Source organism: Desulfovibrio sp. OH1186_COT-070 (assembly GCF_003860215.1).
GTDB lineage: Bacteria > Desulfobacterota > Desulfovibrionia > Desulfovibrionales > Desulfovibrionaceae > Desulfovibrio.
In genome coordinates this window covers 18737-31645 of the sequence record NZ_RQYH01000026.1, presented here as the reverse complement: position 1 = coordinate 31645, position 12909 = coordinate 18737, and the positions used below count along the sequence as shown (strand labels likewise).

The following is a 12909-nucleotide window of genomic DNA, read 5'->3' as shown; positions in this document are numbered from 1 at the left end:
CTGTCACAAATATCATGTCGTCGATGTGCGCGCATAGCTTCTCCTGTCATGCAGGAAGAGGTGTTATCATACTATTCATAGTTTGACGACACTATCTAACCAACTTGGAGGGCTACGTCATTTTTCAAATGTGCGAAACTTTCTGTACGTTATCAATTGATGCACAGGCTGCTGTGGTGAACAAGGGGCAGGCGTACTGGGCGCAGGTCGATGATTTCTGCCGGAAAAATAAAATAGTCCTCTCTCCGAAGGAGCGCGGAGTGCTGGATATTGCCTTGACCATGCCGCGCCGGATACCTACAGAACAACAATGTGGGGTGCTTGTGCAGCTTGAGAAGCGAATTGAAGAAACTGGGATGCAATTTTCTCTATAGTTGTATCAAAAAATCGTTTAATAAAAAATTGTCTTTGTCTTTCTGCGTCACGAGAACAAAATTTTCAGATTCTTTTGCTATGCATAAATGCCAATACTTATTTCCTGTTTTGCTTTCTGTGCAGTTTAGTGAAGATATTATTGCTTCAATATTTTGTGCTGGAATCAAAAAAATTTGTGGGTTGTCTGTACAGCCAAGGGCAATATAGGAGTTTTGTGTCCCTTCAAAAAATTTTTGATGCGACAATCTGTAGGTATATCAGTATTCGGCATAAGTTGTTGGGTATCGTTTTGATACAGCACAGAATAATTTCGTTTGTCCATCTTTTGTTAAATATAAAGCTCTTGATTTTGCATGGAATGAAACCCCAAGATGTTTTTCTACTGTAGCAACTATGTTCTGCTTAACACTTTCAATTTCTTCTTTAGGTGTTCTCTCTACATTGTAAGAGATATCTGCATTGCAATTATTGCCTAGAACGACTTCATTAACATTAATATCCTGAGCTGCCATTGACTCCTCAATGTCAGATGTTGTCGTAAACATAACATCTATTATTCCATCGAGCTTAGTATATTCGATTGGAATGAGAAGGCCTCTTATTTTCTTTAGAGTAGCTTCTTCTTCCGTTGACTCTTTAATTTTAACAAGTTTTATAAGTGCCTCAATGCTTATAACGCGAATGTCCCAAGAGTATCTTGAACCGCGAATCTGCGCCTCAAGGCCGCTTGTATCTTCATCTCCAACAGCGAACAAGATTGATGAAGATTTTTCAATCTTGCTATCTTCTTTAAGCCTGTCTCTGTATGAAGCAATTCTGTCAAAGTCTATTGTGTAGGCCGTGCTGCTTTTTACCTCTACAAGAATGCTGTGGCCTTCTGGCAACGTCCATAAACCGTCATAACCAACTTTACCTCTGACACCGCGATATAGGCCATAGTCAATCGTGTTTTCGAGCCTTCTTCCCAGTTCATTAACAATATCCTGTAAGAATAAGCCGCCTGACAGTATTTTTTCGCTCAGACAATCTCGCGCATATCTTTCAATGTGTTGTAAGCCGATACGAGTTAGAAACTCTCTCAACTCATGGCTGGCATGTGAGCCATCTTTCAAATTTCCATCTCCGGAAATCGCCAAAACTTGACTTGCGGACATTGCAAGCACGGTATCGCGACCTTTTTCAAAGAGATCTAGCAAAGGCATATAGACTCCGTAAAATGTTCATTTGACAACTTCGCTTACATGTCTTGCTATCAAATACGCCAGATAAGGGGGCACCGCATTTCCAACCTGCTCAAATTGGCTGGTTCTGCCTCCACAGAAAAAATAGTTGTCAGGAAAAGTCTGTATTCTGGCTGCTTCACGCACAGTAAGGCTGCGGCACTGTGTTGGGTCATAGTGGATAAAGTAATGCCCATCCTGCGAGATATGACTGGTCACAGTCTTGGCCGGAGTATCAGCGTATTGTACGCGGAATCTGTCATTAAATTTTCCGGCAAGCGCGTTTTTATGCGCTGGCAGCAGCTCCGACGGGTATTCTTCCAGACGGGGTGAGCGCCCCAGAACCCGCGTCATGCAGGCGCTGAAAAAGTAACGCCAGAGGTCAGAAGCCAGGTGTCCTCGCGTGGCATGATGGCATTGTCCCCCAATCCGTGGGTCTGTGTACCAATCCGCAAGCGCAGGGCTGTCCGGAGAGCAGGAAACGAACTCTCCGCCTCTGTCAAGTTTCCGCCCACAAATTGTCGCAATGCTCTGCCGCATCAGCATAGCGGCCTGCGGCTGCTGGTCTTCCAGCCACTGAAACCAGGGTTGAGACAACACCGCGTCCAGGTGTTTCTGCCATGCCTCAAGGCAATCCTGCTCCTTGGAAAAACCGCCCCGAACCGGGGGCAACCCCCCGATAACCTCTTTCAATGCAAGGCCGTTCCTGGGCTCCAAGGGGCTGAATTCAATACCCGGCACATCGGCTCTCACGCCAAAAATGATAATACGATGTCTTGCCTGCGGCAGCCCAAAACGTTCTGCCCTGACAAGAAATTCCCTGGGGGATTGCCCCCAGTCCCAGGCCCCTTTGCTCATGGAATACAAATGATACCGTACACCATTGCCCGGGTTCTGGAGTCGGTGCAGAATATGCTCTATCAGTGGGCCTTCCTTACCGATAACCGAGAATAAGCCAGGCACATTCTCCATGACAAAAGCTGTGGGAGCGTGCTGCTCCACTACGCGGATATATTCTTTGTACAAATAGTAGTAAGGATGTTCCTCATCTGGTGTGTGGTCCGGCGTCCACTGATTTCGCGCCCTTCCCACAAGCGAGTATGCCTGGCAGGGTGGCCCGCCGATGAGCAGCCAGTCAGACTCTCCGGCGAGGGCCGCAATAATTCGCTGGTCAACAAGCTCGTGCGCCGTATCTCCAAGGGTTGCCTGCCAGGTTTCCTGCTCAGCCCTGCTTGCTTCTTCGGGAAATTGGGTCATAAATTTTTCGTGGGACAGTGTGCCCCGCAAAAAATCATAATAGGCCTCAGGCGCTTGGTGCAAGGGGAATTGACGGAAAAAGGCCCTCAGGCGCAGCGTGTTGAATGGAGCCGTTTCTTTTTCAATGGACAAAGCAATTTTGAAGGCCCTGTTGCCATTGATGTCTTCCACACTGCTGAAGCCTTCTGCCAGACCACCTGGCCCGGCGAACAGATCAATTACCCGCATGCGTTGCCGTCTCCTTCTGTTTGTTGTCTAAGAACGGCATCCAGTCGGAAAGCCAGAAGCTCAAGATTGCGGGTCTCACATTCCCAGACAACAATCGACCGCCAACCAAGTCGCTGGGCATCTTCTCTGTTCTTGTGATCACGAAGTATATTTTCCTGAAATTTTCTTTGCCACTTTTCAGTATTAGTGGAGGGGATTGTGGCAAAACGACACCCTTCATGACGATGCCAGAAACATCCATGGACGTAAATCAGGACATGATGTCGGGGCAGAACCACGTCCGGCGAACCGGGAAGCTCACGCCTGTGCAGCCGGAATCTGTACCCCATGTGGTGCAGAAGTCTGCGCACCAGTAATTCCGGCTTCGTGTTCTTTGACCGAATCCTGGACATATTGAAGCTGCGCTGCTCCGGGGTATGAACATCCATAGACAGCCTGGTGGTTTGTACATTTGGTTTTCAGATATTACCCCAGCCTGTACCACACCCCGCGCCCCTTGCCCTGCATCACCAGTTGCCCATTTGCCGTCAGGCGGCGGAAGTGCTCTTTCAGGGTGTTGCGGCTGGCTCCGGTGAGCACTTGCATTTCCTTGAGCGTTACCCGCCCATGTTCGCGGGCCTGCTCAACAATGCGCAAAGAAAGTTCAGGCATGGCCGCGAGTATCAGTCGTTCTCGCTCCACCTTTTTTGCCAGGCGCTGTACCTGCTCATGCAGGGTGCGCAGAAAAAACAGCAGCCACGGTTTCCAGTCGGGAGCCTCTGTGCGCAGGCTTCCCTGAGTCTGCCGCAATGCCAGATAATACCCTTCCTTGCTGTGTTCGATGACGCTTTCCAGCGAGGAGTACGGCGTATAGGCATAGCCACAGCGCAGCAAAAGCAGTGCGGTCACAATGCGCGACAGCCGACCGTTGCCGTCCTGAAAGGGATGTATGGCCAGAAACACCACCGTGAACACGCCAATGACCAACAAAGGATGCAGGCTGCGTGTTTCCAGCGCGGCTTGCGTCCACTCCACCAGCTCGCGCATGCGTTGCGGGGTTTCAAAGGGCGTGGCTGTCTCAAAAACAATGCCTATCTGCCTTCCAGCCGCGTCAAAGGCTGCCACACTGTTGGGCGCAGTCTTGTAGTTGCCCCTATGCCGGGCGTCCTTGTCGCTGTAGCGCAGCAAGTCACGATGCAACTGGCGGATATGATTTTCCGTCAGCGGAATATGTGCCCAGGATTGAAAAATCTGCTCCATAGTTTCGGCATATCCGGCCACTTCCTGCTCATCGCGGGTGGCAAAGGTGCCAATGGACAGGTTGGATAGCAGTTTTTCCACATCGCTGTCAGAAAGCGCGCTGCCTTCAATGCGTGTGGACGAGCCCACGCTTTCTATGGTGGCCACGCGACGTAATGCGGAAAGCCGTTCCGGCGCAAGCGTGCCCAGGGCCTGCCATGCCCCCTTGAACTCGTCAATGGCCGCCGTGAGCGTGAGCATTTCCGGCGTAATGGTGAGATTGTCTGTAGTAAACATACCTTTTATACATCCGATTTCACCCATTTTGTCAAGCCGCAAGTTCACCCGTTTTCATCCAATCTCCCGCAGCACCCGCCGTATAATCTCTGCCAGCAGGGCTTCCGTTGAGCAAGGCGTGGAACACTCCGCCTCAGCCAGCGGCTGCACATGTGAATATGGAGTATCCCCTGGCTCTGCCGGTTGCAAATAGCGTGAGCCCTTACCGGTGAGCACCCAGGCAGGATTGACCCATTGCTTGAGCAGGAGCGTCACCAGCCATTCCGGCGGAATGGAACCACGCCGTTTGGCGTCGGCAATGGATGATTGCCGCACGCCCAGAAAAGTGGCGAGCTCGGTTTGTGTGCGACACGCGGCAGCTTCAAAAACTCGCTGCAAACGGGCGGCGGCACCAGGGGGATACAAAGGAGCATACGGGGCGGGGTCTTCGGTCATAAAGCTCTCCGGCGTTACTGTATGGCCATGCCCAAAGGCAAAGCCGGGAGCTGACTACCGCCACAGGACGGCGGGCTTATTTCCCCGAAGGGTATTGTATTCACCCGCTCCCGACAGCATACGCGAAGAGACGGTCACACTTGCAGACGCAAGCACAACCCCGCAGTGTCGGCGGCGGTCCGCCTGTGGGTAACGGTGTAGTCAGCACCAGAGGTTGGTATGCCCGAAGGCAGCCGGAATTGCAACAGGAAGGCATGTGGCGGCATGTCAGCGGAACCACGACCAGTGGCGTTCTGTAGTTCATTTGTCTACAGAACTGCTTATGTCCGAAGTGCTTTGCCCTTGTCCGCAAGCGTCCAGAGACTCTGGGGGTATTTGTGGGGGTATAAAAAATGTAAAAATAAACATTCTCATTTAATTTCAAAAAATTATGGCATAAATCAAAGAGCCTCCCTTGCTACCAAGAAAAAATCCGCCAGGATTGATATAGCCCCCGGAAGTCTTGAGAAAAAAGCTTCCGGGGTTCTTTTTGTCCGGCGAGGAGCGCCAAAAAACCTGCTGCATCCACTATTTGGGATATACAAAACAGGTATACTTTTCGTGAGAAAACGCGCTACCGCTTTTTGCCCAACCACTCCGCCAGGGTGCTGAGCAACTCCATATTGTTGATGGGTTTGGTCAGATGCGCGTTCATTCCGGCGTCAAGGCTTTTCTGGCGGTCCTCCTGCATGGCGTGCGCCGTCATGGCCACAATGGGCAGGCTGGCAAAGCGCCGCTCCGCACGCAGCTTGCCCGTGGCCGTCAGGCCATCCATTTCGGGCATCTGGATGTCCATGAGCACCAGATCAAAGTCCTGCTCGTGCAGAATGTCCAGAGCCTCCACCCCGTTCTCCGCGATGGTCACATGCATGCCCGCTTGGGTGAGCATTTCTTCGGCCACCATCTGGTTGATCTCGTTGTCTTCCACCAGCAAGATCCGGCTGCCTTTGTAGAGGCCCACAAGGTCTTCCTCCTCGCGGCGCTCCCTATCGCGCTCGGCGAGGCCCAGATCCCGGCCAAAAATCTCTGTCAGGCAATTGTAGAGCGATGACTGCGTTATCGGCCTGTACAGGGTGCGCGCTCCGGAAAGATGCCTGCCGCCCGCCGCGCTGACCAGTATCACCGGCAATTTCAGGTGTCCGTGCTCGCAGGCTGCGTCCAGGCGATCCAGATCCCTGAAGTCGTCCCCCGTCACCAGCACATCGGGCGGACTGGCCGCGCTGGCCCGCTCCAGCACAGCCTCCACTGTCTCCGCCAGTTCCACATGCTTGCAGCCCATGACGGAGAGCATTTCCCTGACGCTTTCCAGATCCGCCCCTTGGGGAAGAGCCGCCAGCACCCGCATGTCGCCAAAGGTTTCCGGGCCGGAGCTCTGACGCTCTTCGGCGGGCACGCTGGGGAAGCGGCAGACAAAATGGAAGGACGTTCCCTGCCCCAAGGTGCTTTCGCACCAGATGTCACCGCCCATGAGGCGGGTCAACTTGCGGCACAGGGCCAACCCCAAACCGGTGCCGCCATAGCGCCTGGTGGTGGAAGTATCCGCTTGGGTAAAGGGCGTGAACAGCCTGTCGATCTGCTCCCTGCTCAGCCCAATGCCCGTATCCGTAACCGTGAAGTGCAGCACGGCCACGCCGTCCGCCTCGTCCTGCTGCTCCACGGTGATGGAAATGCCGCCTGTGGAGGTGAACTTGATCGCATTGGTGCACAAATTGGTGAGCACCTGGGCCAGGCGCAAAGAATCCCCGAAATACTGTTTTTGCGCTTCGGGGGCAATCCTGACGGTCAGGCTGAGTCCCTTGGCTTCCGCCCGGTGGGCCACAAGGTCCTGCACCCCGCGCACCACATCCTCCACATGAAAGGGGATGTCTTCCAGATCCATCCTGCCGACTTCGACCTTGGAAAAATCAAGAATGTCATTGACCACCCGCAACAGGGATTTGCCGGCAAAGTCTATTTTTTCCATGAATTCCCGCTGGCGGGGTTTCAGATCGGTGCGCAGCAGAATATGGGTCATGCCGATGATGGCGTTCATGGGCGTACGGATTTCATGGCTCATGTTGGCCAGAAACTCGCTCTTGGCCTGACTGGCCGCGCTGGCCTCGCCCGCCAAACGGTCGGCAACCTCGGCGGCGTTGGCCAACTGGATATTGGCCTGTTCCAGAGCTTCCTTGGTCCGGCGCATATCTTCATGGGCCTGACGCACTTCGGTCACGTCCTGGCTGGAGCCAAAGCCGTGCAGGCGGCGTCCTTCGTCGTCAAACACGAATTTCCAAGACGACCTTAGCCATTTCCGGGAGCCGTCCTTGCAGCGCACGGGCAGTTCCACATTGCGCAGAATGGGATTTTCAGGGCCGATATGGTCGGACAGATTCTCCGGAATTTCCCACAGGGAACGGATATCCTTGCCCAGCACCTCCTGGGGAGTGAAGCCCAGCATGGGAATGACCTTGTCAGAAATGTAAACAAGGCGAAAATCCCCGTCCACAGACCAGATAACTTCTCCTGAAGCTTCCTCCACCATGCGAAAACGCTCTTCGGCCTGCCGCAGGGCCGCGTTGACGCGCTGGTTGCGGATGGTCATGCCGATGAGCGTGCCTGCGGCGCGGAGGATGTTTTCTTCCGGCTCTGTCCAGACATATTCCGAATGGCAGTCGTCAAAACCGATGAAGCCCCACAGTTCGCCGTGAAACAGGATGGGAGCGGTGATGATGGAGAGAATGCCCTGCGGCGCAAGCTGCTCCTGCTCCAGCGGCGGCATGTTGCGCACAAGACTGTTCACGCACCTGCCGGACCGGAAGGTGTCGATCCAGGTGGGGATGGCTTCGGAGACGGGGCGGTTGGTACAGATGTCCGAATCCTGCTGCGGGTCCGCTCCTTCAGACCACTCGTACAACTGGGTGGTATGCAGTTCGGGATTGATTTCGGGGTGGGGGCTGGGATGGATGCTCCACACATACACGCGGTCCACGCCGGTGGCGCGGCCGAGCATCTCCAGAACTTTATTGACCGTCTCGTCAAAGCAGCGATCATCCGAAAGGAGCATCTGCGCGGCACGGCTGGTCCCCTGCAAAAGCATGTCCCGGCGTTGCAGGCTGCCTTCCATGGTATAGCGTTCGGTGATATCGTCAAAGACCGCCAGCGTTCCCACCGAAACATTGTTGCCGTCATATACGGGCTGAAAAAAAGCCGTTACCCACACTTCAACACCGTTGTGGGTGAAGGCCAGTGTTTCCTGTACGGGTGAAAGGCTTTGCTCGCAACGATCCAGCAGCCGCTGAATGTGCGGCAGGGAATGGGGGGAAAGCACTGCGGCCAGGGGTTGGTTTCGGATGCTCTGCCTGCTTTTGTCCATGTACCGGCAAAAGGCTTCATTGCAGGCCAGAAAGTGGCGTCCGGCATCAAGCAGAAGCACCATTCCGGGGAAAAAATCAAAAATATCGCCGCTTCCGGCACGGGAAAAAAGTCTTTCCCAGCCGCTCTCGCGCTTGAGAGCCACCAGCAACTGCCCGGTGTCGGACGTTCTGTGAAGCAGCCTGCCCCACAGTTCTCCACCATCCATACGACAGTTGGAGAGAGGTCGCCACGGATACTTCTCCGCAGGTTCGCCCGCCAGAGGCCATTCTTCCGGATTTTTCACCAAATCGCGCAGACCACAAGGGAATCCGGGGGCGCTGACCGGGGCCCCGCGCTCCGGCAACGGCCTGCACAGCGCGGAGAAAGCAGGATTCCATTCCACCACGCACAGGGTGTCACAATCAATCAGGGCATATGCATACAGGGAGAGATTCATCAGCTCCCGCAAAAGGGGGGAAAGCGCACTGCTCATTTCAGTTCCCGCGATTGCGGGGAGAACGCCCCACAATCCCCGAACAGGTTCTTCCACAACACTTTTGCATAGCGCCATCTCCATTGCGGCGGGAGTGTGCGTCCGCACCTCACGTATGTGATTTTTACATCAGTAAACGCGAAAAGTCACACTTTGTAAAGCATAAAAACCCATGCCACAGGCGGGGCGCAAGAATCCTGACCTTGCGCCCCGCTGGACAAAGATACAGCACAAATGATTCAGTTTTTCAGGCTGTGAATGGGAGCCGGGATGCGCCCTCCCAAGGCGATAAAGTCCGCGGCATCGCCCTGGGGCACCGGCATGACGGCAGCCTTGCCCAGAAGCCCGCCGAAGGAAACTTCTTCCCCCACGCCCTTGCCCGGCACGGGTATCAGGCGCACGGCCGTGGTCTTCTGGTTGATCATGCCGATGGCCATTTCGTCCGCAATGATGCCGGAGATGACAGAGGCCGGAGTGTCGCCGGGGATGGCGATCATGTCCAACCCCACGGAGCAGACGCTGGTCATGGCTTCCAGCTTTTCCAGGCTCAGGCATCCGGTGGTGGCGGCCTCCTCGATGCTGGAATCCTCGGATACGGGGATGAAGGCTCCCGAAAGCCCCCCTACCGACGAAGAGGCGAAAGAGCCGCCCTTCTTGACGGCATCGTTGAGCATGGCCAGCACCGCCGTGCTGCCGGGCGCGCCGATGCTGGACAGGCCGAGGCTCTGAAAAATCTCGCCCACCGAATCGCCCACGGCCGGAGTCGGCGCCAGGGAAAGATCAGCCACGCCAAAGGGAATGCCCAAGCGGGCAGCCACTTCGGAACCGATCATTTCGCCCACGCGGGTGACCTTGTAGGCCGTGCGCTTGATGACTTCGGCCATGTCCAGCAGGGTCAGCCGCCCGCCGTGGTTGTTTCTGCCCCTTTCACGGGCGCGGTCCAAGGCTTTTTTGACCACTCCCGGCCCGGAAACCCCCACATTGATGACCACATCCGGCTCGCCCACTCCCAGATAGGCCCCGGCCATGAAGGGCACATCCTGCGGAATATTGGCAAAAACCACCAGCTTGGCGCATCCTATGCCCCCGCGATCGGCCGTGGCCTCGGCGGTTTTCAGGATTTGCCGCCCCATGAGAGCCACAGCGTCCATGTTGATGCCGCTGCGCGACGAAGCCACGTTGATGGAAGAGCATACGCGGTCTGTACAAGCCAGAGCCTCCGGCAGAGCCTCAATGAGGACGCGATCCCCGCTGGAAAAGCCTTTTTCCACCAGAGCGGAAAATCCGCCCAGAAAATCCACCCCCGCCTCCTTGGCCGCCTCATCCAGTGCCCGGCAGATGCGCACCATGCCGTCAGGGCCGAAAGGCGCTCCCACCACGGCCACAGGGCTGACACTGATGCGTTTGTTGACTACGGGAATGCCGTACTTGTCGCCCACCTCGTTGCAAACGGCCACGAGTTGCGCGGCGTAACGGCGCAGCTTTGCCTGCACGTTGGCGGTGAAAAGCTCGATGTCGTGGCTTGCGCAGTCAAAAAGGCTCACCCCCAGAGTGACGGTGCGCACGTCCAGGTGTTCATTGCGGAGCATGTTCAGAGTGCTGATGACTTCACGTTCGGAAAGCATTGTTCTGTCCTGTATGCTGGTGGGAAGGAAATTTTTCCGGAACGGCCCGGCTCAGACAAAGCTGACGCGGTGCACGGCCTCGAAGATGTCCCGGTGCTGTACGCTCACCCGCAGCCCGTGGCTCTGCCCCTCGCAGGCCAGTTCGCGACGCAGGCGCCCCGTATCCACGTCATGGGGAATCATGACCTCGAAAACAAAAAGGGCGTGGTTCTGCCCCCCTTCGCCCAGAATGGCCTTGAGGCCTTCGATGTTCACGCCGTGCCGGGCAAAAACGCGGCTCATGGCCGCAATGAGGCCGGGCCTGTCGGGACCGTCGGCCGTGACCACAAAAGGCTCGCAGTCAAAGTCCTCACCCCATTGCCCTGTGATTGCGGGCCTGACCAGCACGGACAGATCCACCTTTGCGGCGGCCAACCCGGCCTGAAGCTTGGCGCAAAGGCTCTGGGCCTCGTTTTCGGGCGCGGCCACCACAAAGATGGCGGCAAACTCCCCGGAAAGAATGGTTTGGGTCACTTCTTCGATATTGCAGCCGTTTTCTCCCAGAATGCGGCTGACGGCGGCCACCACACCCGGGCAGTCCCGGCCCAGAAAGGAGGCGGTGAATTTTTGCATGGCACTGTCCTCTGCCGCCGTGCCCGGCGGTTTTTGCTGTGAACGAAAAAAATTTATATACGCAACAATTCCTGAAGTTCAAGGGAAAATCGGGGTACGGGGCGGGCAAAACAGACGTGCGCTTGACGCTGCCGCACGAATGGCATACCATAATCTTTCTTTTATGGGCACGCAGGAGTCTTTCAGTGGAAAACCGGGAAACGAAAAAGAAAAAGCCTGTGGTCAAGCTCGGCACAAAGTCGCCGCGCGCTGCCTATTTTCTCCCCATGCTGGAAAGCTTCGCGGCTCGCGACAATCTGAACGAGGTCATCAAGAACCGCGTTGTCAAGGCCTGCGATCTTCTGGACTCGGGCATTGCGCTTTTTCCCAACGACTTCTGCAAGAAACACGAAATTGCCTCTGTTCTGGAACGCTACTCCACTCTGGAAGACCAAGACCTCGAAACCTGTACCGATGTGGTGGAGATTGCCGGGCGCATTGTTTCGCTGCGCTCCTTCGGCAAAGTGGCTTTTTTCCACATCATGGACCAGAGCGGGCGCATCCAGTGCTATGCCTCGCGCGAACACTTGAACGAAGCCACCCACGCCGCCGTCAAAAAATTTGATGTGGGCGACATTGTGGGCGTGCAGGGCGGACTTTTTCGCACCAAGACGGGCGAACTGACCGTTGCCTGCCACTCCATCCGGCTTCTGACCCGCTCCATGCGCCCCCTGCCCGAAAAATACCACGGGCTGAAGGACCTGGAGACCCGCTACCGCCAACGCTATGTGGACCTCATCGTCACGCCGCGCACGCGGGAAATTTTTTTCAAGCGCAGCCTCATTGTGCGCGAGTTTCGCCGCTTCATGGAAGACCGCGGTTTTCTGGAAGTGGAAACGCCCATGATGCAGCCTTTGGCGGGCGGCGCCACGGCCAAACCCTTTACCACGCACCACAACGCTCTGGATCTCAACCTTTTCCTGCGCATCGCACCGGAGCTTTACCTCAAGCGTCTGCTGGTGGGGGGCTTTGAAAAAGTTTTCGAGCTCAACCGCAATTTTCGCAACGAGGGCATTGATACCCGCCACAACCCGGAATTCACCATGTGTGAATTTTACTGGGCCTATGCCACCTATCAGGACCTCATGGACCTGACGGAGCAGCTTTTCGCCCATCTGGCCACCGCAGTGTGCGGCACATGCCTTGTGCCCTATCAGGGCGAAACCATTGACCTCACCCCCGGCCGCTGGACACGCATGAGCTTTTATGAGTCTCTGACCCGTATCGGCGGGCACGAGCCGGAATTTTACAACAATTACGCGAAGGTGCAGGCCTACATTCGCCAACGCGGCGAAAAATCCGCTGACGGAGAAATTCTCCAGAAACTCCAGGCCAAACTCTTTGATCTGGATGTGGAAGGCAAGCTCATCCAGCCCCACTTCATTTATCATTATCCGGCGGAGATTTCGCCCCTGTCACGGCGCAACGACAAAAATCCCGAAATGACCGACCGCTTTGAACTGTTCATCAGCGGCCGCGAGATGGCCAACGCCTTTTCCGAGCTCAACGACCCTGTGGATCAGCGGCTGCGCTTTGAAGATCAGGTACGCGAACGTGAATCCGGGGACGACGAAGCCCACAGCATGGACGAGGATTACCTGCGCGCTCTCGAATACGGCATGCCGCCCGCAGCGGGGCAGGGCATCGGCATTGACCGCCTGGTCATGCTGCTGACGGATTCGGCCTCCATCCGCGAGGTCATTCTCTTTCCCCTGCTGCGGCCCGAAGTTTGATGCAC

Annotated in this window: 10 protein-coding genes; 2 read left to right on the top strand and 8 right to left on the bottom strand. The window is 55.5% G+C overall.

Annotated elements, in window-relative coordinates; genetic code table 11:
• Positions 1 to 104: 104 nt before the first annotated feature.
• Positions 105 to 374, top strand: a complete 270-nt coding sequence (locus EII23_RS08840; RefSeq protein ID WP_124793026.1) for a hypothetical protein — start codon at positions 105 to 107, stop codon at positions 372 to 374.
• A 258-nt stretch (positions 375 to 632) separates the two neighbouring features.
• Here the strand turns inward: EII23_RS08840 and EII23_RS08835 are convergent, their stop codons facing one another.
• From EII23_RS08835 to EII23_RS08800, 8 genes are all read right to left on the bottom strand, one after another.
• Positions 633 to 1577: a hypothetical protein gene (locus EII23_RS08835; RefSeq protein WP_124793025.1), complete on the bottom strand. Its 945-nt coding sequence runs from the start codon at positions 1575 to 1577 to the stop codon at positions 633 to 635.
• Between the two features lie 18 nt (positions 1578 to 1595).
• Positions 1596 to 3080, bottom strand: a complete 1485-nt coding sequence (locus EII23_RS08830; protein ID WP_124793024.1) for a DNA cytosine methyltransferase — start codon at positions 3078 to 3080, stop codon at positions 1596 to 1598.
• Positions 3071 to 3472 carry a very short patch repair endonuclease gene (locus EII23_RS08825; RefSeq protein ID WP_260424666.1) on the bottom strand — a complete coding sequence of 134 codons (402 nt, stop codon included), beginning with the start codon at positions 3470 to 3472 and terminating at the stop codon, positions 3071 to 3073. Before EII23_RS08825 ends, EII23_RS08830 begins: the two co-directional genes overlap by 10 nt.
• A 73-nt stretch (positions 3473 to 3545) precedes the next feature.
• The gene (locus tag EII23_RS08820; protein WP_124793022.1) at positions 3546 to 4595 is read right to left on the bottom strand and encodes a Fic family protein; all 1050 of its coding nucleotides are present in this window, start codon (positions 4593 to 4595) and stop codon (positions 3546 to 3548) included.
• Positions 4596 to 4649: 54 nt separating this feature from the next.
• Entirely contained in the window at positions 4650 to 5030 is a 381-nt protein-coding gene (locus EII23_RS08815) for a helix-turn-helix domain-containing protein (protein ID WP_124793021.1), read from the bottom strand.
• Positions 5031 to 5643: 613 nt separating this feature from the next.
• A complete protein-coding gene (locus tag EII23_RS08810; RefSeq protein ID WP_185702347.1) occupies positions 5644 to 8895 on the bottom strand; it encodes an ATP-binding protein in 3252 nt (1083 codons plus the stop codon).
• A gap of 239 nt (positions 8896 to 9134) precedes the next feature.
• The gene (locus EII23_RS08805) at positions 9135 to 10520 is read right to left on the bottom strand and encodes a PFL family protein (RefSeq protein WP_124793019.1); all 1386 of its coding nucleotides are present in this window, start codon (positions 10518 to 10520) and stop codon (positions 9135 to 9137) included.
• A gap of 51 nt (positions 10521 to 10571) precedes the next feature.
• A complete protein-coding gene (locus EII23_RS08800; RefSeq protein WP_124793018.1) occupies positions 10572 to 11132 on the bottom strand; it encodes a glycine cleavage system protein R in 561 nt (186 codons plus the stop codon).
• 266 nt (positions 11133 to 11398) lie between these two features.
• Here EII23_RS08800 and lysS point away from each other — a divergent pair, with 266 nt between their 5' ends.
• Positions 11399 to 12904 carry a lysine--tRNA ligase gene (gene lysS / locus EII23_RS08795; protein WP_185702348.1) on the top strand — a complete coding sequence of 502 codons (1506 nt, stop codon included), beginning with the start codon at positions 11399 to 11401 and terminating at the stop codon, positions 12902 to 12904.
• The last annotated feature ends 5 nt before the right edge of the window (positions 12905 to 12909 follow it).